Source organism: Lacibacter luteus, assembly GCF_004118265.1.
Classification (GTDB): Bacteria; Bacteroidota; Bacteroidia; order Chitinophagales; family Chitinophagaceae; genus Lacibacter; species Lacibacter luteus.
In genome coordinates, this window is record NZ_SDHW01000007.1 from 163,815 (window position 1) to 186,464 (window position 22,650).

Here is a 22,650-nt window from a genome sequence, read left to right on the forward strand (position 1 = left end):
TCAGCTGTCAGCTTCCAGCTTGTTTTCCATACAAAGTTTCAAATTTCTCCGTCCGTTTTGAATATAGCTGCGTACTTTGTTCCATTCAATACCTGTTAGCTCCGTAATATCGTTATAACATTTGCCCTGCAGGTAAAACAAGGTAACACAGGTTTTTTGTTCTTCTGCGAGTTTTTCCAGGCAATCTTCCATACTGTTCAGCTGCTCTTCTTTGTTCTTTACTTCATCCAGATGCAGCATTTCGCTGTTTTGCATAAAATCGTCGGCAATTTCAACGGTATGTTTTCCTTTTTCTTTCCGTAACTGCATAAGGCAATGGTTACGGCTAAGGGTAAACAGCCAGCTCTTGAAATTGCTTACTTCGTGCTGTTTCAGTTTAACCACCAGCTCCTCGTAAATGTTGATTACTGCATCTTTGGCCGTTTCAGTGTCTTTGAGGTATTTAATACAAAGACCGTACACAAGATCCATATAGCGTTGGTAAAGTTGGCTCAGTACCGTTAAATCGCCTGCAGCCCGGTATTGGGTAACCAGTTCTGCATCGGTTCGGTTTGTAATGTCTTTTTCTCTGATGAACGCCAAGCCAAAAAGTTGAGGCGGGAAGATAGGTAAAAAATAGTTGAAGCTGTTGTGTGTAATCGTTAAGACGATAGCATCTATTGGATATACAGCTGTTAATAACACAACACTAATCTTAAAACCAAATGCTATGCAGCAATCCTTTCGCATTAAAATCGATGAACCTTGCCACGAAGAATGGAACCACATGTTGCCTGTTGAACAGGGACGCTTCTGCGGCTCCTGCCAGAAAAAAGTAATTGATTTTACAGCAAAAAGCGATGAGGAGATCATAGCATTCTTCAATAACTATAACGGCAGCAGCTGTGGGCGTTTTGCAAACGAACAATTGAACAGACCTATGCAGCAATTGGAATTAAAACCTGCATCACGCTTTATACGTTATGCGGCGTCGTTGCTGTTACCTGCGGCATTGTTTGCCGAAAAAGGCAAAGCGCAAATAGGTAAAGTTGCAGTAAGAGATACGATTGAACGTATTGCGCCTGTTCCGGAAATTATTATGGGAACATTTATGGAAGCGCCGTTAGCAAAGGAGAACCGGGTAAGTGGTAAAGTTGTTGATGCTGTTACCAAAGAACCGCTGGCAGGTGTATCTGTTTCAATAAAGGGAACAAGTAAAGGAGTAGTAACGGCAGCTGATGGCAGTTTTTCTGTTTTAGTACAGTCACGCAAAGATGTATTACAATACAGCTACATCGGTTACGAAGCAGCAGAAATAAAGCTGTCGAAGCTTGCTGATAAAAATGCTGTTGTACTGCAAATGAAACAGGCGCCGAAGTTAATGGGAGAGGTGATAGTTGTTGGCTATGCCAGTAAAACCACTTGTACAGTAATGGGTACAAGTTCTGTAATACGAACAACTAGTTATACTGTGTGGGAGAAATTAAAAGATACCTTGATGCCTGCAAAATTGAATGTTTATCCCAATCCGGTTGCAGCATCGGGAACAGTACAGCTATCATTTCCTGATGTAAAACCCGGTATGTACCAGATACGGATGTTTAACAGTAGCGGACAGTTGTTTTACAGTTTTCAAAAACAGATCAGCGGAAAAAATGAAACGGAGCAGATTTATTTAAACAGCCACATTACAGCGGGTATGTATGTGGTACAGGTTACGGATGAGAAGAATACACTTATTCAAAACAGCAAACTCATCATTCAATAAAGTTTGCTTTGGCAAACACCTATGCCGGGCCGCCATTGGCGGCCCTTTTTGTTTTCCACAAAATTTCAGTTTGGTTTGATATTTGTTTTCTAAAAATCATCTCCCAATAATCCCGTCTGTAGTAACGTGTGCCTTACAACTGTCTCCATGAACGTATTTTAAACGGGAAGCTATGATGTATTTAAGTTTTACAACTGCAGCAGTGTTGTCGCTGCATGCAATGGAGTTAGTGGTAATTATAAGTGCTGCTATAACAGCCGGGTATTTGTTAAAATTATTCTGGGGTCAGCTACGTAAAGATAAATCGCTGAGCGAAGAAGAAGCAAGTGAAACAGCGGTTGAAGTATTGCAAAATAAATTCAGTGCAGAAATTTCAAGAAGGGAAGAAGCTGAAACAGTTTTACAGAACGAAATTAAAGCTGCAGAAAAAAGGCATATGGATCTGCAGGTGCAATACGCCAAAGCATTAACACATATCGAAGAGTTGAAACAGTTACCTGAAACTGAAGCAGTACCCGAACAGCAAATTGTATTGCATAACCTTCAGGAAAAAATCATTCAGCAGGAACGTAATCTTCTGGAGGCAGAGCAAAAACTCCGCATGTCGGAACAACAACGCACTATAATTGATCAACAATACCGGGAATTAATGACACAACACGAAAACGAGCAATCTGCAGAGGAAACTGAAAAACCAGCGATACATCAACTACATCAGCTTTTAGCTGAAAAGCAAGTGACAAATGATCGTCTGACTGCTCAACTTGAAGAAGCACAGGAAGAAATTCAGCAGTTGCAACAGCAACTCATCAATTCTTCCGCAAGCGGTAATGAGCAGCATTTGCAACAACAGATCATGCAGTTGAAAGAGCAACTGAAGGAGGCTGCACAAAGCCAGCATCTCAGTGAGGAGATGTTGCTGCAAAAAGCAGGGATTACGGCCACAAGAATTCAGGCCTCGCAAGTGGCTGAAAAAGTTGAGCAGTTCAGAGATCATTTAACGGCTATTCTTAGAGACACGTACTCGTATGAACAACTGCTTGCAAGCAACGAACGCTTAAACGAAAGCATTGCTAGGCTGCAACAGGAAAAAAGAACGGCTGAAGATGAATTACAGCAATTGCAGCCCATGCTTGCAGAAAAAGAAAAGCTCGAAGAAGAAGTGAAGGCTGCTCAGGAAAGTATGCGCTTAAAAGAAGATGCATGGATGGAGCAAACAGGTTCTTGGCAATCGTCTGTAACTGTTTTGCAGGAGCAGGCTCAACAAAAAGAACAAGCTATAGAAGAGTTGCTTAAAACAAAACATCAACAGAAATTATTGATTGATGAGCTGCAACACAAACTACAGGAACGTGAACGCCTCAGTAAAGAAATGTTGCTTGTTATGAAAGACATTGAAACAAGATTTGCCCATTTTCAAACTGCAACCGAAGGGCAGCCCGTAATAAATGGCAATGGCCATATGCAGTATCAATAAAACACAACGTTCAATCATATATGTTACAATTCAATACCGCTGAAATTTCAATATTACTGCAACAGAAGTTAAGTTTAACCAGTATTCATACAGCATCCCTGCCGGCAGTAAGCAGGGATGCTGTTTATGTGCAGCCTGCAGAACAGTTACAAACATTCAATTTTTTGTTTTACGAAACATCGCTCCGCTTCGATCAGTTGCATAACATGATGCTGATTTTTGAACCCGGCGAATTCTCCAATAAATACTGGATGCAGTTTCAGTTAGGCAGTCGCTATTATAGCAATATACTTGATGTGTGTATACCATTTACCAAACACGGGTTTGGTTTGCACTCCGTAAAACATTTATACCTGCAGGCAGCGAAATTTGAAAAATGGATGAGCGATATACACGGCATTGAATTTCTGCAACGCTCAACACCGGTAAAACGGATAAGCGAAAAGGTGAAAAGCCTGTTGCTCCTGCTGCCGGTATAAAGCGTTTTTCTTATTTGTTCTTTGCATCGGTTATTACCTGTAACAATCCGTTTGCAGGTTTGTCGAGCGACAGCTCCCAGAACATAATACCTCCCAGTTTTTTTTGTTGTACATAGTTCACTTTTGCAGCAACTGATACTTCATCATCAAAAGTGGCGAAGATCTTTGTGCGGTTGTTGTATGCATAAGGAGCTTGCGCAACAGGATCCCGGTAGTAAACAAAACCGCTGTCGCTATTTAAATGTTTTTTAAACTGGCTGAAGGAAACAAAATCTTTAAACGTTCCTGCCTGGTACAAACCGTTGTTGCTGTTGTTTACTCCTTGCCAGGTTCTTGCATAAAATGCTGCGCCGATAATGATTTTTTGCAGAGGCGCATTGATCGATTCAAAATAACGGATCACATTATCGGCCGATCGTTTTTGCGTGCCAGTAGAGTAAAGCGAAGTATGGTGACCTGTTACTTTACTATAGCCGCCAACAAAATCGTAGGTCATCATATTTACAAAATCAATGACAGGCATTACTTTTTTCCAATCAATAGACTCCTGTAAAAATTCATCAAAACCACCTGCTGCAAAGCTGATGATCTTTTCTTTGCCCAATGTTGTACGTAATAGTTGTACAAGTGAAGTGAAATTGTCTTTGTCTTCTTTTCTGTACGTATGGCCGGGGTAACCTTCAATGGCCGGGTATTCCCAATCAAGATCAATACCATCGGCTTTAAAAAACTGCAGCAACTCTTTTACAGATGCAGCAAATTCTTTTCTGCCTGCAGCTGTAGAAAAAACATCGGAGCAGGGTGCACAACCGCTCCATCCTCCAAGCGATAATAATACTTTCAGTTTCGCATTTCTTTTTTTCAAGGCTACCAGCTTATGAATTGTTGCAGTATCTCTTGCGCTGCCAATGTGTAAGCGATTGCCTTTTAAATGGCCGAATGAAAAAATGATTTGTGTTAGCTGCTCTGCTTTGAATTTGTCGATGGCTTCGCTGCCGCCTGCATAGTAGGCGATAACTTCCATACTTTTTGCTGTTTGTTTTTGAGCAGAACAAATGCTTACAGTTAAAACAAAAAGAAGAATGCTGAATACTTGTTTTTTCATGCTGTTGTTTCGGTTAAAGTGATCAGGCTTTTTTACCAAAGCCGGGGTGATATTGTTCCAATGTTTTCCGCAAAAACTCACGGTCGAGGTGCGTATAAATTTCTGTAGTTGTAATGCTTTCATGCCCCAGCATTTCCTGTACGGCACGCAAATCGGCTCCGCCTTCTACCAAATGGGTAGCAAAGGAATGACGGAAGGTGTGCGGCGAAATATTTTTTTCAATACCTGCTTTTTTTGCCAGCTCTTTAATAATAAGAAAGATCATTACTCTTGTTAATTCATCGCCACGCCTGTTCAAAAAAACAATATCATCTTTCCCTTTTTTTGGCTGCACATGCACTCGGATATCTTTTACATAAATAGTGATGTATTTAACAGCGCTGCTGCCGATCGGCACTAAACGTTCTTTATCGCCTTTGCCAATTACACGTATAAAGCCAACATCAAGATAAAGGTTCGACAGTTTCAGATTCACTACTTCGCTTACACGCAAACCACAGCTGTACATTGTTTCAAGTATGGCTTTGTTGCGGCCGCCTTCGGGTTTACTTAAGTCGATCTGGTTAATGATGGTTTCAATTTCTTCATAACTCAATGTGTCGGGTAATGTACGTTTGAGCTTTGGTGCTTCAAGCAATGCTGTGGGATCGGTACTGCTTATCTGCTCCAGCAAACAGTATTTATAAAACTGCCGTAAGCCCGAAATAATTCTTGCCTGGCTTCCTGCACTCATACCCAGCTCAGCGATCCATTTTACAAACTGTTGCAGATCTTTTAACACCAACTCCGAAGGATTTCTAAGATCGTTGCTGCTTTGCAGGTATTGCGTAAGCATTTCAACATCGTGCAGGTAAGCTTCCACCGAGTTATCGCTCAGCGAACGTTCCAGTTGCAGGTAAGCTTTAAATCCTTTTTTATACGGGTCCCACATGAAGTAGCAGTAATTGAAGTTTGGAAGATAAGAAGGAAGAAGGAACAAGGTACAAGGAACAGGGAAGAAAATCCAATATCCAGTATACAAGACAGAAGAAAGAAAATTCAATCCCGATAGCTATCGGGACAAGAACCAATTTACAAGAAGCAAATACTAGGAACATGCAATCTTTAACCCCGTAACTCATAACCTTTAACTTATAACTTTCTACCTGCAACAACAATTCATCTCTCATTATTCATCACTCATCATTATATTCGCTGCTTAATAAGCAATACCGGTATGCAATCATCAAAACCCATGCATCTGCCTTTCTTTAAACGTTTAATGCAACAGAACCGTCGTCGTTTCCGTTATTTTCTTACCCGTTTGGAAACAGTGAAACCAAAAGGAATGGACAAACTGGCGAAGGAAATGGATAAAGAAGTATGGGCTGAAACTGATTGTCTTGCCTGTGCCAACTGTTGCAAAACCATGACGCCTACATTTACCAAGCAGGATATTAAACGCATCTCTGCACACTTTAATCAAACGCCTGAAGAGTTTAGTGAAAAGTGGTTGTACAAAGAACGCAGTACCGGCGATATGATGAATAAGAAACAGCCTTGCCAGTTTCTGAATTTGAAGGACAACAAATGCTCTATTTACGAAATACGTCCGGTTGATTGTGCAACCTTCCCGCATCATACCAAAAAGAATTTTACCGATTGGGTACATGTGTACAAACAAAACGTAGAATACTGCCCGGCTACATATAAACTGGTAGAAAAGATGATGGAGAAAGTAGGGAAGATCTGAGAAGAATAGTTTTTAGTTTATGGTTTGTAGTTTATAGTTGCCTTGATCAGCAGAGGTTGATTTCATTCAGCTTAAAAGCACAATCAATTATTTTTTCTTCTGCAGGCAAAACATTTTCAGGATTTCTCCTTCCTGAATAATAGTGCCACTTTCAACAAATCCAGCCTTCAGCAATACTTTTTGCGACGCAATATGTTGCGGTAATGTAATGGCCATAATAATTTCACGTTGTATTGCACGGAAGGTATAATCGATAGATGCTGCAACCAGCTCTGTTGCAAAACCTTTGCCCCAAGCCTTTTGCAGAAAGCCATAACCCAGATGATAGTTAACGGTATCTTCCAACGGCAATAATGAAAACGAACCAATATGTTCACCGCTTACTTTTTCAATAACTGCAAAGCGGCCAATACCGGGATGTTCTTTGTAGAACTTGAGATTTTCGATTAAAAATGCATCACTCTCTTCTCTTGTTTTTGGCTTTCTGATAAAACGCATCACTTCTTCATCGCCATGAAAACGAAAAAAAATATCGCCGTCGGCATTGCTGTAAGGTTTTACCAATAAACGTTCTGATTGGAAGAGGATCATAGCTTTCATTCGTCAGGACGGCGTAAGCCGTCAGACGTTTAGTTAAAAATTGCAGCGATTGATTTTGGTCTGACGGCCGATGGCCGTACCGACCAGCGTTTACTTATGAATCTCACTTGTAAAATGAAACTCAATATCCGGATTGTTCTGACGTTCGGTATTGAGGAACCATTCGCTTTGTGCGAGGTACACTAAATGCCCGTCTTTATCTGCTGCAATATTGTTTGTTTTAAAACGTGTAAACTCATCCAGCTTTTTTTGATCCTCACTGGTTATCCAGCAGGCTTTGTAATAAGGCATTGAGCGGAACTCTGCACTGGCGCCGTATTCCTGCAACAAACGGTATTGAATAACTTCAAACTGGAGTTCGCCCACACAACCGATAATTTTTTTGTTACCGCCAAACTGGGTAAACAATTGCGCCACACCTTCATCGGTTAGCTGCAGCAAACCTTTTTCCAGCTGTTTGGTCTTCATCGGGTCTTTGTTCACCACTTCCTTAAACAATTCAGGAGAGAACGATGGGATACCTGTGAAATAAAAATCTTCGCCTTCGGTTATGGTATCACCGATTTTAAAGTTACCCGTATCGAACAAACCAACTACATCACCCGGGAAAGCTTCTTCAATCACATCTTTCTGGCGGGCCATAAACGAGTAGGGGTTACTAAAACGTACATCCTTATCTAAACGCACATGATGATAGTACTTATTCCGTTCAAACCTTCCGCTGCAAACACGTAAAAAAGCAATACGGTCTCTGTGTTTAGGATCGAGGTTAGCGTGAATTTTAAATACAAATCCGCTGAATTTATCTTCCTGCACATCGAGGTGACGGATTGATGTTTCCCTGCTTTGCGGCAAAGGAGCAATGCGGATAAATGTATCGAGCATTTCTTTTACACCAAAGTTGTTAACGGCACTGCCGAAAAATACAGGTGCAATTTTCCCTTTGAGGTATTGCTCAACATCCAGATCACCATAAACACCATCTACCAGTTCTACATCATCACGCAATGTGTTTGCATCAGCTTCACCTACTTTTTCATCGAGTATGTTGTTCGAAAGATCTTTGATCTCAACTACATCTTCATCACTTGCTTTTGTATTGGCCGTAAACAGTACGAGTGATTTTTTATCTAAATCGTAAACACCTTTAAAATCTTTACCGCTGTTAATGGGCCATGTCATCGGGTGGAGGTGAAGGCTGAGCTCTTTTTCCACTTCTTCCAAAAGGTCGAAACGGTTCTTGCCATCACGGTCCATTTTGTTGATGAAAACAATTACCGGTGTATCACGCATGCGGCAGACTTCCATTAAACGGCGTGTCTGATCTTCCACACCGTTCACACTGTCGATAACAAGGATAACACTATCCACAGCAGTTAATGTGCGGTAGGTATCTTCAGCAAAATCTTTGTGACCGGGAGTATCGAGCAGGTTGATCAATGTGCCGTTGTATTCAAACGTCATTACCGAAGTGGCAACCGAGATGCCACGCTGCCGTTCAATTTCCATGAAATCGCTGGTTGCGTGCTTTTTGATCTTGTTGCTTTTTACGGCACCTGCTACCTGGATGGCGCCACCAAACAAGAGCAACTTTTCGGTAAGCGTTGTTTTACCCGCATCGGGGTGCGAGATGATGGCGAATGTGCGTCGGCGATTGATTTCGTTTGTAAACTTCATGATTTAGTTCATTGTTCATGGTTGATGGTTCATAGCAGCAGCAGCCATGAACGATGATCTATCAACTATGCGCTTTTTCAAGCCCGCAAAGGTAAGCCGCCGAAGCCTTCCATTTGTAATATTTTTCAACGTACTTAGCCAATATCTTTTAAATTTGAGGCATGCGTAAAACCTTCGAAATCTTCTGGAACAGCCTGTTGTTTGCCACACAGGAATTGCGGAAAAATAAGCTCCGTACTTTTTTGAGTTTGTTGGGGATTACGTTTGGCATTTTTTGCATCATCAGCGTAATGGCAACGGTGGGCAGCCTCGAGAGCAGCATTAAAAGCGAATTTAAATCGTTTGGCAACAATACGGTTTATGTTCAGAAATGGCCCTGGGGCGGCGGTGGCGAATACCCTTGGTGGAAATATGTAAGCCGGCCTAATACAAAGTTCAAAGAAATGCCTCCTGTTAAGCAACGGATGTCGCTGGCCGCTAATGTAGCATACACCTATTTTAATGCTTCTACTATTGATTATAAAGATGTATCGCTTTCTACTGTAAACTGGTATGGTGTAACAGAAGAGTTTAACGAAATACAGCCGGTTGAAATGGGCTCGGGCCGCTACCTTTCTAACAACGAATTTGCTTATGGCACAGCCAGTGTTGTTATGGGTTATAATGTTGCTGAAAAATTATTTGAGAAAGCTGAATATGCTGTTGGTAAAACAGTAGACATTAAAGGACGTAAAGTGAATGTGGTGGGTGTAATTAAAAAGCAGGGACAAAACCTGTTAGGCGGTTGGGATTTTGATAACGTAATTATTATTCCTTACCGTTTTGCCAGTCAGATTGGTAATGAAGCAAGAAGCGATGGATTTATGTTGGTGAAGGGAAGGGAAAATGTACCTGTGGAAGATATGAAAAACGAATTGCGTGGTGTAATGCGCAGTGTACGTAAGCTTAACCCTAAACAGGAAGATAATTTTGCATTGAATGATGTTAGCACAGGTGCAACACAGATCACTTCCATTTTTACAGGTATGACCATCGGTGGTATCTGCATTACCATTCTTTCGTTTATTGTAGGCATTTTTGGTGTTGCCAACATTATGTTTGTAACTGTTCGTGAACGTACAAGCATCATCGGTTTAAAGAAAGCCATTGGTGCGAAACGCAGAACTATACTTGCCGAATTTTTAATGGAAAGTGCATTTCTCTGTATACTTGGCGGTATTATTGGTTTAGTGATGGTGTTTGGGTTAACGTTCATTTTATCTGCAGCATTTAAGTTCAAAGTATTTATTTCAATAGGTCTCTTTCTCGGCGCAGTAATGGTTTGTATACTTACCGGAATTCTCGCAGGTATTATTCCGGCTTTTATTGCGGCAAAAATGGATCCTGTAGTAGCGATACGAAGCAAATAATATGAGTGATGAGTAATGAATGATGAATCGGCAGGTTGCTGTATTTTTACATTTCTCATTTTTCATTTTTAATTTTTAATTTCCGTTTTGATCACCATTCTCGCCATCGAATCTTCCTGCGACGAAACTTCAGCATCCGTTTGTCGTAACGGTGTTATTCTTTCTAATGTAATTGCAACACAGGCTGTACATGAACAGTTTGGTGGGGTTGTACCAGAGTTGGCAAGCCGTGCACACATGGAGAATATTGTACCCGTGGTTGACAAAGCGTTAAAAGAAGCAGGCGTGGAAATGAATGAGCTGAGTGCAATTGCGTTTACGCAGGCTCCCGGTTTAATCGGTTCGTTACTCGTGGGCGTACAGTTTGCAAAATCGTTGGCACTGGCGTTGAATATACCGCTGATAGCTGTGCATCATATGCAGGCGCATGTACTGGCCAATTTAATTCCGCAAGAAAAACCTTCGTTCCCTTTTTTGTGTTTAACAGTTAGTGGCGGACATACGCAAATTGTATTGTGCGAAACGGCTACACAAATGAAAGTACTTGGCGAAACCATTGACGATGCGGCTGGTGAAGCGTTTGATAAAACAGCAAAGTTGTTGGGGCTTCCGTATCCCGGAGGTCCGCTGATTGATAAGTATGCACAGCTGGGTAATGCTGATCGGTTTAAATTTCCCGAGCCACAGATACCCGAACTCAACTTTAGTTTTAGCGGATTAAAAACATCCATTCTTTATTTTTTACGCAATGCAGGAACGAGTCTTGTGTACAAAGAAGAGTTCCTTGCAAGCGAAGAAGAACAGCAAAAATTTATTGCAGAGAACCTCAATGATATTTGTGCATCTGTTCAACAACGCATCGTTTCTATTTTGCTCAACAAGTTAAAAAAAGCAGTGAAGCAAACAGGTGTGCAACAAATTTGTCTGGCTGGCGGTGTAAGTGCCAATAGTGGTTTGCGAAAAGCTTTTGCTGAGCTGGGCGAGAAGCACCATTGGAAAACATTTATTCCTTCGTTTGAATATTGTACCGATAATGCCGGCATGATTGCTATTACTGCTTATCATAAATATCTTGCCGGCGATTTTGTATCACTTGCAGTGCAGCCAAGTGCAAGGGCTGAATGGTAAAGAAGAAGCCGTTAGTCGATAGTAATTAGCCGCAAGTAATCCTCATCATTCATTACTCATTATTCATCACTCATTGTTCATGCCCAATAATTATTTTCAATTCAAACAGTTTAAGATACAGCAGGAGAGAGCTGCGTTGAAAGTAAGCACCGATAGCTGTTTGTTTGGAGCGTGGGTGGCGGAAGAAGTACGAGGTAAGAAGTACGAGGTACGATCTGCGGCAGCACCATTCACTATTCTTGATATTGGCGCAGGCACAGGGTTACTCATGCTGATGTTGGCGCAGAAGTGTAATGCAGCAATCGATGGAATTGAAATTGATGAGCCATCATATTTGCAGGCGAAAGAAAATAGTGAAGCATCAAGATGGAAGGAACGATTGCAGTTGTTTCACGCAGATGTAAAGCAATTCAGCTTTTCACATAAGTATGAATTCATCATTTCCAACCCGCCTTTTTACGAAGGCGATTTAAAGTCGGATGCTGTAAACCGAAATGTAGCAATGCATGATGCAGGGTTGAAGCTGGATGAATTGATAGCCATCGTTGCAAACAACTTAACCAACAATGGTTGTTTTGCTGTATTGCTTCCATATGCACGTGCAGCGTATATGATTGAATTGGCCGCTGCAGCAAATCTTCATCTGCAAAAACATGTACAGGTAAAGCAAAGCGTAAAGCATGGCTTTTTCCGTTCAATGTTGTTGTTTACCCCAATAAAAACTGAACCTGTTGTGGAAGAGCTTGCCATTAAAGATGCAAACAACGAATACACAACTGCGTTTGTAAGTTTGTTGGGAGATTATTATTTGTATTTGTAGGTAATCCGTCAGACGGAGATTTGTTTCGCACTTCTAATTTCGTACCTCGTACTTGCTAATGTGTCAGACGCTCTTCGAGACGTCAGACACCGGCATATTCCTTCAGGTAACTGTATTCTTCCGTTAATACACCAGCTTTAAGCATCGTTGCTCTTTCAAGAATTGAAGAACCACCTTGCACCAGATCTTCTAAAACATACTTTATTAATTGCTCTCCAAAATAGCGGGATGCATCACGTGGCAATTCGTTAGGCAAATTACCTACAGCCATCACATCAACAGAGCCAGGTAAGTAAGGTGCTGTTTTTTGTAAGGTGATCTTATCTACACCATACACAGGTTCAGCAATTGTTGAGTCGCCGATGTTGATGGGGATAGAGCCACCCGTATCATTTGTAATATCTGCAATTGTTTTAATTTTGAACGATGCATTGCGGAATTCATCTAAAGAAAACAGTGATGGAATTGTTTTATCCCAGTACACACCATTAAGCAGAATATCGCTTTGCTTTACAAAAGGAGCGAAGCTGCATTTGTATTCTTCGGGATGTTCATGGAAATTATCACGGTTGTACGTACCATCATCTTTACGTTCGTAAAGATCTCTTCCTTTCAAATGCACATACACAGGATACTCGTATTGCCGGTGAAGGTAATCGAATGGTTCCACTTCGTTTACACCCAACAGATTCATGATTTCGAGTAAGCCATGTGCAACACGGCCACTGCCGGTAATAGCAATTTTAATCTTAGGCAATTTCAATCCGAAATAAGTATGGATGAGCTGGCGGTAATCCCTTACATCACCAACTCTTCCCAGTTTAAAGGCACCGGTTCTGTTGCCAAACGCCATCATTCCATTATGTGCACCTACAACACCTGCAAAAAAACCAAAACCAATAATACGTTGTCCGTCGTCGTGTGTTAAACATTCGTAATCGATAAGTGTGATCTTTTTTTCGATCATCGCATGCATCAGCTTTCGGTTATGTGCCTGCGCTTTTTTTGTATGCGAAAAGAAAAGATAAGTCTTGCCGTGAATCAACTCATCAACAGGTACTTCTTTAATGCCAAACAAAACATCGCAAGAGCTCAGGTCATCCGTTACAGTTACACCGGCACTTTTATATTCTTTATCGGTAAAGCAACGGGTGGGCGAAGATTGAACCAGCACTTGTACATTGTTGCTATTCTTTAAAATCCATTTGCATTGCGTGGGAGTAAGCGCTACACGGTTATCTGCAGGTGTTTTTCCCTCTCTGATGAGTCCTATTGTTAACATACCAATCGTTTGTTTGCAAGATAAGTTTTCGCACAAAAAAATGAAGACATAAAAAATTTCACAGGGAAGCAAAGTTTCTGTAATATTGCACCCCCTTCCGATAGCTATCGGAACCAAAACGCCCGGGTGGCGGAATTGGTAGACGCAGCAGACTCAAAATCTGCCGTTCGCAAGGATGTGAAGGTTCGAGTCCTTTCCCGGGCACATTTTTTTTCCCGTCTTCGTTAATGAAGGCGGGTTTTTATTTTCAGGATGTGATTTTTTGCTGATTGGCTTTTCTCATGTGAAGCACAGCAAACATCTTCTCCTTTGTCATCTTCCTCTCATTTATTGGTTATGCACATACTGTAACAAGTTTTAACGAAATATCCATTTGTTGAACCTGTACCTTTGTAAGCCAATCGTTCGGTCAACAGCTGTTAAAACCCCTTGCTGAGCGAACAATTTCGTCTTTCGTTTTTTATTATTACGTAAATCAATCACCATGCGAAAAGGAATTGCCGAAGCACGCAGTGCAACTATTGAGTTTAACAAGAAGAATCTGGATCAGTTACAAAGCAAAGGTTACAAGTTTGTGCAGATCAAAGGACTTACGGTTGACAAGCATTACGATTATGTTGAACCGCATTTTTTGGTATTGGTGCCAATGAAAGAATTGCCGACGGATCCTTTTAAGCGTGACATTTATGAACCACTTGGCAGCGATCTTCTAAACCAATGGGCTACAGAAAAAAACGAATACCCCGAGATCGTTATTGCCAATAACCTCAACTGAGCATGGCTACATACTCCCTGAAGACTGTACAATATATTCCTGTTGATATTGATACAGCGTGGGATTTTTTTTCCAATCCCAATAATCTCCAGGCGATAACTCCCAAAAACATGGGTTTTAAAGTTTTGTCGAAACACACAACAGCTAAAATGTATGCAGGGCAAATCATTGAATATCATGTGAGCCCGGTATTAGGTATTAAGCTGTATTGGATGACGGAAATAACACATGTAAAAGAAAAAGAGTTCTTTGTTGATGAGCAACGGTTCGGCCCTTATCAATTATGGCATCATCAGCATCATTTTAAAGTTGTAGATGGAGGTGTAGAAATGACGGATATTGTTCATTATCGAAATCCACTTGGCTTTTTGGGCAATATTGCAAACTGCTTGTTTGTACGAAAACAGTTGAAACAGATTTTCGAATTCCGCTTTAAAGCAGTGGAAGAGCTTTTTGGTAAGTGGCATGAATCTGTTCTTACAAGAATAGAATTTTTCAAGGCCGCATAATATTATCCCGGAAATCAGTACCTGCGGTTATTTACTTTTATATAAGTAACATACTTCAGTCTTTTTAAGATAGGATATGATCTAATTTGTTTATGTAAAGAATATTATTTCAATGCTTTAATATCCATTGTCCACGCATATGGCCCAGTGGTTCGGTGTTCTACACTAAGCAATAGGGTATTATCTGTTAACGTGCCTACAATTTTAGTTGGAGCGAAGCCTCCCATAGGTGCAGGCACATATTGCAACTTGTCTCCCGAAACAGAAACTTCTTTATAAACGAAGTCTTGCATGCCTAAGTTACTAATAGTTATTTTAACGGTATTACGGGAGCCGGCGTGCTCAATGGTAATCTTGGATTCTGATAAGACTGTGTCCTTGATTGCACTTGAAGAGTCTCGAAGAAAGTATTTTGTACTTCCTTTGTAAACTCCAGTCATTTTTTTTGCATAATCTTTTTTACATGCTATAAATATTAACGAAAGAGTAAGCAAAAGAAATGCTTTGAAGAAGTGTTGCATAAGTTTAAGTGTTTTTGCATTGGCAATTTATTTATTTTTTTTGAAGGACAGCTGTTTGTTTTTTACAACTGCATTAAAAATCAGACAAATCAAGCTTAACAAGAAACTTAGTGGTTTTATTCGGTGACTTGTTGATTACCGGTAATGTCATTAGTAAATATTGGCATTGCTTTTTAATTTAAGAGAGCAGCAAGAGGTAAACTGTAAAGTAACAATACCTTTTCTTAATTTGTAGTGCAATAATTCATTGCATTTGAGCAGATATAGATAAACTGTGGGTTGACTGATTGCTAACGACCTAAATACAATTTGGCCTGTGTATTGATCGAATTATCAATTGAATAAATTACATGGTTTATTCTTTTCGCTTTTAAAGGCTGATTTTCAGGATTGTCAAATTAAATAAATATTAAAGTTTGAGCAAAAAGAAACTCGTTGTATTAACAGGTGCAGGCATCAGTGCAGAAAGTGGTTTGCGCACTTTTCGTGATGGTGATGGTTTGTGGGAAGGTTACCAGATAGAAGAAGTTGCCACTCCACGTGCATGGCAAAGAAATCCGCAACTAGTGTTGGATTTTTATAATTACAGAAGGAGAGATGTAGCAGCTGCACAACCCAACGCAGCACATTATGGTTTGGCCGAATTGGAAAACGATTTTGATGTAACCATCATTACACAAAATATCGATGACCTGCATGAGCGTGCCGGCTCAAGCAATATTCTTCATTTACATGGTGAGATTTTTAAAATACGCAGCGAACGTGATGAAGAATTGATCTACGGGATCAAAGGCGATATAAAGCTGGGCGATGTAGCAGAAGATGGAGCGCAACTTCGTCCGTATATTGTTTGGTTTGAAGAAGCAGTGCCGATGATCGAAATAGCATTGCAAATTGTGCATGAAGCTGATGTTTTTGCAGTGGTTGGCACATCGCTGGTTGTTTACCCTGCAGCAGGATTAGTAACGGTAGCCGATGATAAAATACCGAAGTTTATTGTTGATAAAAAGATACCTTATACATCTTCGGTATACAATGTAACAGCCATTGAAAAACCGGCAACAGAAGGCGTAAAGGAGTTAAGGGAATTATTGTTGCAATTGAAATAAATGACTTGCCTCAGGCTTAAGCCAAGGGCAAGTCATAAGCAAAAAAGCTGTTCCTTTTGGAACAGCTTTTCTTATTTGGAAAGAATTCAATTATTGAAACTTCTTTGCATCTTCTAAAAACTGCGCCAAACCAATATCGGTTAACGGATGCTTTAATAAACCTGTAATTGAACTTAAAGGACAGGTACAAACATGTGCACCGGCTTCTGCAGCCTGTACAATGTGTAATGGAGTACGGATTGATGCAGCCAGAATTTCTGTTTCAAAACCCTGCAGTGAATAAATATTTGCAATCTGACTGATGAGTTCCATACCATCCCAGCAGCTGTCATCAATACGACCGATAAAAGGAGAAACATATGTTGCACCGGCTTTTGCAGCAAGAATCGCTTGTCCTGCGCTGAATACCAGTGTGCAGTTTGTTTTAATACCGTTATCGCTGAACCATTTCAGGGCTTTGATGCCGTCTTTGATCATTGGCACTTTTACCACAATGTTCGGATGAATGGCAGCCAGCTTTTTACCTTCTTCCACGATGCCATCAAAATCGGTGCTGATCACTTCTGCACTGATGTCGCCATCTACCATTTCGCAAATGGTTTTGTAATGCTGCATAACAGCTTCAGTTCCTTTAATGCCAACTTTGGCCATTAACGAAGGGTTAGTAGTAACACCATCGAGAATACCTAATTCATTCGCTTCCTTAATTTGAGAAAGGTCTGCTGTGTCAATGAAAAATTTCATGATAAACGTTTGATTGTTTTGAAGATGAAAAATAATAATGGCTTGTAAGGGTCATCTTCAACAGAAAATAAAAAAATGGCAGGTTACTTACATCGCACCGCTACAACCGCCTACCCTTGCTGCGTTCCCACCCTGGGGGAGTTCAGCAGGAGCTGGTCGTGCAAGACCTGCCGCCGCAAAGATAGGGGAATGCAGGTGAACTAATGCAATGAGCAATGAAAAATGTAGAATGAAAAAACAGAATGGTTTAAAATAAAAACCCCCGCAATTGCAGGGGTTAAAAATGAGTTGACAATTCTTACCGTGGCGATACGGTGAACTTCTGTCCGGATTTTGTAATTCGTACAGGAAATTTTGTAGAGCCGTCTTCTGCTACAGCAAAAGCTACATCTGCAAAAGAGTATATTTTTCCGGAAGCAGTTCCTTTAAAACGAATAGTGTACTTGCCTGCTTTCTGTATGTCGTAGTAATCAAGAATAACTGAATAATCTCCATCGGCTAAAGAACTAGGCAGATTCATTGTTTCAAAATCACTGTCATTGTCGCTATAGTCAATAAGATCAGAAATTGGTAATGCCGCTAACTGACTTTCTGATGTAATATTTCCTTTTACAAGCAAAACATCAATATCTGCTCCAACCGTGGCACTACTGTTGTCGGTGAGCGACCAACTTGTATAAATTTCAAGAGCTGAACTTTCGGTAATTTCATTAGCAGGAACATCATTTTTCTTTTTACAGGCAAACAAAACTGAGCTCACAAAAAGAATAGCTCCTAAACGGAAAGAAATTTTGCTGATTTTCATTTGATTAATTTTTAGTGTTAGGCCGCATTGCAATGTATCGGAAAAGACAATAGCTGTTTTCGTAGTAGCCTCTGTGTTTAGAGATGCATGTTGTGCGGTTAGATTATTGGTCAAAAATAAATCTTTCAGTTGAAGACTTTACTATAAAAGGCGATTATTATTAAAGTTGGGTCTGTTGGCAAGTGAGTTCGCCTGCGTCATTCCGATCAACTCATCAGCACGGCCACCAAGCGGACGGTAATATACAAGAATTGTGTACATATTCTCCGCTTCCCACCAGTTGCCTTCTGTTACATCGGCACTTATTTGTTTTGTTGTTTTATCTCTTGTAACATAAATGTAATCGTACAAAGCCTGCTTCAAATATTGCTTGTTTTCATACATGCCTGTTTCTGCATTAAAAGTTAATCGGTTAGCTGCAGTAAGTTCGTAGTTGGTCAACTCTCCGAAGAGGTATATTTCTTTGCCGGATATTTCTTTACGATCGGGTGTGCTGTAACGAAACCATACTGTTGCATAATCGCCCTGCCAGTAAGGATTATTCTGTTCAATATTCATTAGTTGATACATGCCATTGTAATCACGGTAATACATGTACCGCAGATCTTTCCGTTCGCCTTCGGGTTTTATAAATAATGTTTGGCTGTTATTACTGTAATCGCCTTTTTCAATACGATCGGTTTGTAAACGGAAACTGGTTAAATCAACCCAACGCCATTCTTTCTGTGCAGGAAACAGCGCCTGATTTTCGGTATTGTACTCCAATACATTTTGTTTGATGAATGTTGGCTGCAGATTGGTAATAGCGTTGTCCCAGCGAAAGTTTTGCAGTATCACCACTTTTATCTGCTGAAAAATATTGGTAGGCTTAATGTTTTGCACGTTTACACTAAACTGAAGTTTCTGTTGCGTTTTAGCAAGTGATGTATTAAACGGCTGTACAATGCTTGCACCTGCTGTTACTTTTGTATCAATTACCAGAAAGCGTTTGGTAAATGCTACTTGCGATGTATCGCCATTGGTAAACACTTTTAAAATGTAATTACCGCTGCGTGTTGGTGTAGTGTTACGGTCGGGCAGGCTGCAGCTGTAATGCGTATAACGGGTAAGCACCAGCGAAGAGTTACGGTAGGTGTTGATGCGTACATTGGAAAAGCCTTTCATGTAATCGAACTGACTTAACATGGCAGGTGTCCAGTCGGCATTGCACAATGTGAATGTGTAGGAATAATATTTTACATCGGCATCCATATCATCAAAATGCAACTCCAGCTGATCGCCGCCGTTTAAACGTATAATTGGATAAGCCAGCTGATCGCCTTTAACATGAAACTTAACCGAACGGATATTGGGTTTAAAAATGCGGTCGGTTTCCTGTGCATGAATGGCTGTTGCAGAAAACAAAAAAAGAATACAAACAAGCTGTTTTTTGAAGAGTTGATGCATACCGGTATTGCTGAAACTGTTTGGTTTAAGATTCAAATTACAGCGAAACGGTTGCTTTCTCATGTATGGTTGGCAACCTTTTCTAATAATCCATTAGTTTTACAGTCATCTCAAAGATAAAGATTTGAATATTGCTTCCTTTATAGCACGGCGTTTGGTTTTCCAGAAGAATCAATCCTTTTCACGCTTTATTATCCGTTTATCTACTGCAGCAACGGCTATCAGCGTAGCGGTGATGATCCTGGCTTTTGCTTTTGTAGAGGGATTTCAATACACGGTCAGTAGTAAAGTGTTCAGCTTTTGGGGGCATCTGCGTGTACAGCAACAGCTATCATCAACATCGGGATTGGCCGAAGAATTACCTGTTGAAAAAAATGATACCGTTTACCGAACAATAAAAGCCAATCCGAATGTGGCATTGGTAGATGCCTTTGCTACAAAATCGGCCATGCTCAAAACAAATGAAACCATTGAAGGTGTTTTGCTGAAGGGTATTGAAAAAGATTTTTCGCAGGAACGGCTGCTGCCTTTTCTCATCGAAGGGAAATGGATCGCATTTGATGACAGTCTGCAGAATAACCAGGTACTTATTTCGCAATACACATCCCGGCAAATAAATGCAAAGGTGGGCGATAAAGTGCTCATTTATTTTATCGATAATAATTCAACCGTACCACGTGTACGACCGGTTACCGTGAGTGGTATTTATAAAACAGGTATTGAGGAATACGATAAAACGTTTGCCATTGTAGATATGAACCTCATCCGCCGACTCAATGGATGGACAGCAACACAGATAGGCGGTTATGAAGTAACACTCAAAGATTATAAGAAAGATTATAGCACCAATAACCAGCTGCTCGATCAGTTACCTGTTGTTTGGTTCAGCACACCTCTGCGTGAAATTTATCCAAACATCTTCGATTGGCTTGCTTTGCAAAGCACCAACAAACAGGTCATCTTAATTATCATGTGTATTGTAGCTGTCATTAACCTCATTTCCTGTTTAATTATTCTTGTGCTGGAACGTGCACGCATGATCGGACTTTTAAAAGCTACCGGCGCTACTAACGGACAGGTACAAGTTATTTTCTGGAACCAGGGATTGATCATTACCCTTACTGGTATTTTGCTGGGTGTTGTATTGGGTTTGGGTATTTGCTTTCTGCAACAGGCAACGGGGTTTATCAAACTCGATGAGTCGGCTTATTATGTTGCAACGGCTCCCATAAAAGTAATCTGGTGGCAGGTGCTGCTGATTATTGCAGTTACATTTTTTGTGAGCTTTATTATCCTGTTTGTTCCTTCGTTGTTGGTGCGCAAGATGAGTCCTGTAAAGGCGTTGCGGTTTGAGTAATATGTGTCTGATATTTTGAAGAGTGTCTGACACATCGAAGAAGCAATTACTCTTCATTCAAAATAAATAATATCTTCAAGTTCTGTTTCCGTCTCTCTGAATCCGCTCAGCCATATTGTTAACGATCAGTTTTTCTTATCAATGAATTCATCTACAGAAAGCAAGTTGCTATCCCAACAATCACTCAGGCGTTTATTCGGCGAAATGAACGATGAACAGCTCGAAACGATTTTATCCTTTACCAACATTCTCGAGTTCAAAACCGGTGAATATGTTTTTCAGCAAGGAGGCCGTGGGCATTCGTTTTATATTGTCCTATCGGGCCGTTTCAGGGCCATGCAGAAAAAAGAAGAAGGCATTTTTATTCTTGGTGATATTTCTGCAGGCGAACCTATTGGCGAAATCTCTTTGTTTACACGAGAGCCGCACAGTGCTTCTGTGATGGCCCTGCGTAAATCGAGTCTGCTGCAACTCGATGATGCTGCTTACCTGCAACTGGTGCAGCAGTTTCCTTCTTTTGCAAACAGCATTACACGGTTTATTATTGAGCGGTTAAAACGCAATGCTCATCAAACAAAAATGGATGCAGCGCCGAAAAATATTGCTGTTGTAAATCTGCAGCCTTCAAATGATGTAAGCGAATACACAGCGGCTATTGAACAGCAGCTGTTAACCATGGGTTTTGCTATCAATATCTACGATCATCAATCGTATACCGAAGACGATACACACAGCAGGTTCGATGATATGGAAAAATATGCCGGGCTTAATTTCCTGGTATGCGATATCGAACATCCGGGATGGGCAAGGCAATGCATTGCTTATTGCGATCTTGTAATTATTGCAACAGATTTTAAAGCAGAGAGTCCATTATACAGCATCGAAAAGGAGCTTGGCCTTTACAGCGGTAATGAATTGAACAGGAAAATGTATTTGTTACTACTGCACGAAGAAGATGCAGCATTACCGTACGATACCGGCAGATGGTTAAAAGACAGGCCTGTGGCATTACACCTGCATTTGCGCAAACGCAATGCTGCTGATACAAGGCGTTTTTGCCGCATCATTACACACCAGGCTGTAGGTTTGGTATTGGGAGGAGGCGGAGCCCGTGGGTTTGCACACATTGGAGCTGCACGTGCATTAATGGAACAGGGTATCGAGTTTGATTTTATTGGCGGCACAAGTGCCGGTGCTGTTTATGGAGCCGGACTTTCTTATTTTGATTTTAATTATGAGCAAATTCAATCTGTTTGTAAAAAGGCGGGAGAAAGCAAGCTCACATCCAACGACCTTACATTGCCGGTTGTTTCGCTCATGAGCGGTAAAAAGATCCGTAAGTTTTTAAGCGAAATGTATTCCGATTCGCACCTGGAAGATTTGTGGGTGAACACCTATTGTGTATCGACTGATTTTTCAAACGCTACATTAAAAGTGCATGAAAGCGGATTAACAAGTCAGCAGGTGGCGGCAAGTATGGCTATACCCGGTGTATTTCCTCCCGTTATCATTAATCGTCACTTACATATTGATGGAGGTGTAATTGATAATCTGCCGGTAGAAGCAATGTATAAAAAACCGGTTCGGCACATTATTGCGGTTTCGTTATCGGCCGAAGATTCTCCCGAAATTGATTTGCCTGAAATACCTTCTTCCTGGAATTTATTCTGGAACAAACTTACCAATGCAGACGGGCATCAATTACCCGGACTGTCATCCATACTCGTCAATAGTATTACCATCAACAGCCGTCACAGGCAGGAGAGCAGTAAGCCGCATGTGTCAGTATTTCTTGAGCTCGATCTGAAAGAATTTAAATTCCTCGATTGGGAAAACTGGCAACAACTCATTGAAAAAGGGTACGCACAAACAAAGCAGCAAATAGAAACTACTGCTTTGGCTGCGCAATTCTGGAAATGAAACGAAGC

Annotated in this window: 22 protein-coding genes, 1 tRNA gene and 1 other RNA gene; 13 read left to right on the forward strand and 11 right to left on the reverse strand. The window is 40.8% G+C overall.

Translation table 11 applies throughout. The features are described from left to right. The gene (locus ESA94_RS18875; RefSeq protein ID WP_240671104.1) at window positions 1-582 is read right to left on the reverse strand and encodes an RNA polymerase sigma factor; all 582 of its coding nucleotides are present in this window, start codon (window positions 580-582) and stop codon (window positions 1-3) included. Window positions 583-709: 127 nt separating this feature from the next. On the opposite strand from ESA94_RS18875, the gene ESA94_RS18880 reads away from it, so the two are divergent. From ESA94_RS18880 to ESA94_RS18890, 3 genes are all read left to right on the forward strand, one after another. After that, window positions 710-1,747, forward strand: coding sequence for a carboxypeptidase-like regulatory domain-containing protein (locus ESA94_RS18880; protein WP_129132508.1), 1,038 nt, complete (start codon window positions 710-712; stop codon window positions 1,745-1,747). Between the two features lie 172 nt (window positions 1,748-1,919). After that, entirely contained in the window at window positions 1,920-3,224 is a 1,305-nt protein-coding gene (locus tag ESA94_RS18885; RefSeq protein ID WP_129132509.1) for a coiled-coil domain-containing protein, read from the forward strand. A 20-nt stretch (window positions 3,225-3,244) separates the two neighbouring features. Next, entirely contained in the window at window positions 3,245-3,703 is a 459-nt protein-coding gene (locus tag ESA94_RS18890; RefSeq protein WP_129132510.1) for a hypothetical protein, read from the forward strand. A gap of 10 nt (window positions 3,704-3,713) precedes the next feature. On the opposite strand, the gene ESA94_RS18895 is transcribed toward ESA94_RS18890, so the two are convergent. Together ESA94_RS18895 and xerD are read right to left on the reverse strand one after the other, a co-directional pair. Beyond that, window positions 3,714-4,808 carry a glycoside hydrolase family 18 protein gene (locus tag ESA94_RS18895; protein ID WP_129132511.1) on the reverse strand — a complete coding sequence of 365 codons (1,095 nt, stop codon included), beginning with the start codon at window positions 4,806-4,808 and terminating at the stop codon, window positions 3,714-3,716. A 22-nt stretch (window positions 4,809-4,830) separates the two neighbouring features. Further along, on the reverse strand, window positions 4,831-5,739 hold the full coding sequence (xerD, locus tag ESA94_RS18900; RefSeq protein WP_129132512.1) for a site-specific tyrosine recombinase XerD: 909 nt from the start codon (window positions 5,737-5,739) through the stop codon (window positions 4,831-4,833). Window positions 5,740-6,024: 285 nt separating this feature from the next. Here xerD and ESA94_RS18905 point away from each other — a divergent pair, with 285 nt between their 5' ends. Further along, complete coding sequence (locus tag ESA94_RS18905; RefSeq protein WP_129132513.1) at window positions 6,025-6,540, forward strand: YkgJ family cysteine cluster protein; 516 nt, start codon at window positions 6,025-6,027, stop codon at window positions 6,538-6,540. Between the two features lie 87 nt (window positions 6,541-6,627). Here the strand turns inward: ESA94_RS18905 and ESA94_RS18910 are convergent, their stop codons facing one another. Both ESA94_RS18910 and ESA94_RS18915 read right to left on the reverse strand, forming a co-directional pair. Continuing rightward, entirely contained in the window at window positions 6,628-7,131 is a 504-nt protein-coding gene (locus ESA94_RS18910; protein ID WP_164972795.1) for a GNAT family N-acetyltransferase, read from the reverse strand. A gap of 99 nt (window positions 7,132-7,230) precedes the next feature. Next, complete coding sequence (locus ESA94_RS18915) at window positions 7,231-8,817, reverse strand: peptide chain release factor 3 (RefSeq protein ID WP_129132515.1); 1,587 nt, start codon at window positions 8,815-8,817, stop codon at window positions 7,231-7,233. Between the two features lie 161 nt (window positions 8,818-8,978). Between ESA94_RS18915 and ESA94_RS18920 the strand changes: the two genes are divergently transcribed. From ESA94_RS18920 to ESA94_RS18930, 3 genes are all read left to right on the forward strand, one after another. Beyond that, window positions 8,979-10,226 carry an ABC transporter permease gene (locus ESA94_RS18920; RefSeq protein WP_129132516.1) on the forward strand — a complete coding sequence of 416 codons (1,248 nt, stop codon included), beginning with the start codon at window positions 8,979-8,981 and terminating at the stop codon, window positions 10,224-10,226. A gap of 87 nt (window positions 10,227-10,313) precedes the next feature. Continuing rightward, entirely contained in the window at window positions 10,314-11,354 is a 1,041-nt protein-coding gene (tsaD, locus tag ESA94_RS18925; RefSeq protein WP_129132517.1) for a tRNA (adenosine(37)-N6)-threonylcarbamoyltransferase complex transferase subunit TsaD, read from the forward strand. A gap of 79 nt (window positions 11,355-11,433) precedes the next feature. Continuing rightward, complete coding sequence (locus ESA94_RS18930; RefSeq protein ID WP_129132518.1) at window positions 11,434-12,174, forward strand: tRNA1(Val) (adenine(37)-N6)-methyltransferase; 741 nt, start codon at window positions 11,434-11,436, stop codon at window positions 12,172-12,174. Between the two features lie 82 nt (window positions 12,175-12,256). Here the strand turns inward: ESA94_RS18930 and ESA94_RS18935 are convergent, their stop codons facing one another. Further along, window positions 12,257-13,456, reverse strand: coding sequence for an NAD(P)-dependent oxidoreductase (locus ESA94_RS18935; protein ID WP_129132519.1), 1,200 nt, complete (start codon window positions 13,454-13,456; stop codon window positions 12,257-12,259). Window positions 13,457-13,576: 120 nt separating this feature from the next. Here ESA94_RS18935 and ESA94_RS18940 point away from each other — a divergent pair. The 3 genes from ESA94_RS18940 (at window position 13,577) to ESA94_RS18950 (ending at window position 14,740) form a co-directional block, all read left to right on the forward strand. Beyond that, window positions 13,577-13,660: transfer RNA gene (locus ESA94_RS18940), tRNA-Leu, on the forward strand. Window positions 13,661-13,940: 280 nt separating this feature from the next. Continuing rightward, the gene (locus ESA94_RS18945; RefSeq protein WP_129132520.1) at window positions 13,941-14,231 is read left to right on the forward strand and encodes a hypothetical protein; all 291 of its coding nucleotides are present in this window, start codon (window positions 13,941-13,943) and stop codon (window positions 14,229-14,231) included. A gap of 2 nt (window positions 14,232-14,233) precedes the next feature. Next, window positions 14,234-14,740, forward strand: a complete 507-nt coding sequence (locus ESA94_RS18950; protein ID WP_129132521.1) for an SRPBCC family protein — start codon at window positions 14,234-14,236, stop codon at window positions 14,738-14,740. A 104-nt stretch (window positions 14,741-14,844) separates the two neighbouring features. Here ESA94_RS18950 and ESA94_RS18955 read toward each other — a convergent pair whose 3' ends face one another. Further along, complete coding sequence (locus ESA94_RS18955) at window positions 14,845-15,261, reverse strand: hypothetical protein (RefSeq protein ID WP_129132522.1); 417 nt, start codon at window positions 15,259-15,261, stop codon at window positions 14,845-14,847. A 416-nt stretch (window positions 15,262-15,677) separates the two neighbouring features. On the opposite strand from ESA94_RS18955, the gene ESA94_RS18960 reads away from it, so the two are divergent. After that, window positions 15,678-16,370: an SIR2 family NAD-dependent protein deacylase gene (locus ESA94_RS18960; RefSeq protein ID WP_129132523.1), complete on the forward strand. Its 693-nt coding sequence runs from the start codon at window positions 15,678-15,680 to the stop codon at window positions 16,368-16,370. Between the two features lie 90 nt (window positions 16,371-16,460). On the opposite strand, the gene fsa is transcribed toward ESA94_RS18960, so the two are convergent. From fsa to ESA94_RS18980, 4 genes are all read right to left on the reverse strand, one after another. Next, window positions 16,461-17,114 (reverse strand): fructose-6-phosphate aldolase, encoded by a 654-nt coding sequence (gene fsa / locus ESA94_RS18965; RefSeq protein ID WP_129132524.1) that lies wholly within the window; start codon window positions 17,112-17,114, stop codon window positions 16,461-16,463. 73 nt (window positions 17,115-17,187) lie between these two features. Then, window positions 17,188-17,287, reverse strand: an RNA gene (ffs, locus tag ESA94_RS18970) — signal recognition particle sRNA small type. A 125-nt stretch (window positions 17,288-17,412) separates the two neighbouring features. Then, window positions 17,413-17,919, reverse strand: a complete 507-nt coding sequence (locus tag ESA94_RS18975; RefSeq protein WP_129132525.1) for a hypothetical protein — start codon at window positions 17,917-17,919, stop codon at window positions 17,413-17,415. A 141-nt stretch (window positions 17,920-18,060) separates the two neighbouring features. Next, a complete protein-coding gene (locus ESA94_RS18980; RefSeq protein ID WP_129132610.1) occupies window positions 18,061-19,365 on the reverse strand; it encodes a type IX secretion system plug protein in 1,305 nt (434 codons plus the stop codon). 124 nt (window positions 19,366-19,489) lie between these two features. Here ESA94_RS18980 and ESA94_RS18985 point away from each other — a divergent pair, with 124 nt between their 5' ends. Then, window positions 19,490-20,722, forward strand: a complete 1,233-nt coding sequence (locus tag ESA94_RS18985; RefSeq protein WP_129132526.1) for an ABC transporter permease — start codon at window positions 19,490-19,492, stop codon at window positions 20,720-20,722. A gap of 141 nt (window positions 20,723-20,863) precedes the next feature. Beyond that, window positions 20,864-22,642, forward strand: a complete 1,779-nt coding sequence (locus ESA94_RS18990; protein ID WP_129132527.1) for a patatin-like phospholipase family protein — start codon at window positions 20,864-20,866, stop codon at window positions 22,640-22,642. The last annotated feature ends 8 nt before the right edge of the window (window positions 22,643-22,650 follow it).

Bases quoted from the DNA above. Each gene is read 5' to 3' on its own strand.
- ESA94_RS18880 (WP_129132508.1), top strand. From the start codon at position 710: ATGCAGCAATCCTTTCGCATTAAAATCGATGAACCTTGCCACGAAGAA.
- ESA94_RS18885 (WP_129132509.1), top strand. From the start codon at position 1,920: ATGATGTATTTAAGTTTTACAACTGCAGCAGTGTTGTCGCTGCATGCA.
- ESA94_RS18890 (WP_129132510.1), top strand. From the start codon at position 3,245: ATGTTACAATTCAATACCGCTGAAATTTCAATATTACTGCAACAGAAG.
- ESA94_RS18895 (WP_129132511.1), bottom strand. From the start codon at position 4,808: ATGAAAAAACAAGTATTCAGCATTCTTCTTTTTGTTTTAACTGTAAGC.
- xerD (WP_129132512.1), bottom strand. From the start codon at position 5,739: ATGTGGGACCCGTATAAAAAAGGATTTAAAGCTTACCTGCAACTGGAA.
- ESA94_RS18905 (WP_129132513.1), top strand. From the start codon at position 6,025: ATGCAATCATCAAAACCCATGCATCTGCCTTTCTTTAAACGTTTAATG.
- ESA94_RS18910 (WP_164972795.1), bottom strand. From the start codon at position 7,131: ATGATCCTCTTCCAATCAGAACGTTTATTGGTAAAACCTTACAGCAAT.
- ESA94_RS18915 (WP_129132515.1), bottom strand. From the start codon at position 8,817: ATGAAGTTTACAAACGAAATCAATCGCCGACGCACATTCGCCATCATC.
- ESA94_RS18920 (WP_129132516.1), top strand. From the start codon at position 8,979: ATGCGTAAAACCTTCGAAATCTTCTGGAACAGCCTGTTGTTTGCCACA.
- ESA94_RS18930 (WP_129132518.1), top strand. From the start codon at position 11,434: ATGCCCAATAATTATTTTCAATTCAAACAGTTTAAGATACAGCAGGAG.
- ESA94_RS18935 (WP_129132519.1), bottom strand. From the start codon at position 13,456: ATGTTAACAATAGGACTCATCAGAGAGGGAAAAACACCTGCAGATAAC.
- ESA94_RS18945 (WP_129132520.1), top strand. From the start codon at position 13,941: ATGCGAAAAGGAATTGCCGAAGCACGCAGTGCAACTATTGAGTTTAAC.
- ESA94_RS18950 (WP_129132521.1), top strand. From the start codon at position 14,234: ATGGCTACATACTCCCTGAAGACTGTACAATATATTCCTGTTGATATT.
- ESA94_RS18955 (WP_129132522.1), bottom strand. From the start codon at position 15,261: ATGCAACACTTCTTCAAAGCATTTCTTTTGCTTACTCTTTCGTTAATA.
- fsa (WP_129132524.1), bottom strand. From the start codon at position 17,114: ATGAAATTTTTCATTGACACAGCAGACCTTTCTCAAATTAAGGAAGCG.
- ESA94_RS18975 (WP_129132525.1), bottom strand. From the start codon at position 17,919: ATGAAAATCAGCAAAATTTCTTTCCGTTTAGGAGCTATTCTTTTTGTG.
- ESA94_RS18980 (WP_129132610.1), bottom strand. From the start codon at position 19,365: ATGCATCAACTCTTCAAAAAACAGCTTGTTTGTATTCTTTTTTTGTTT.
- ESA94_RS18990 (WP_129132527.1), top strand. From the start codon at position 20,864: ATGAATTCATCTACAGAAAGCAAGTTGCTATCCCAACAATCACTCAGG.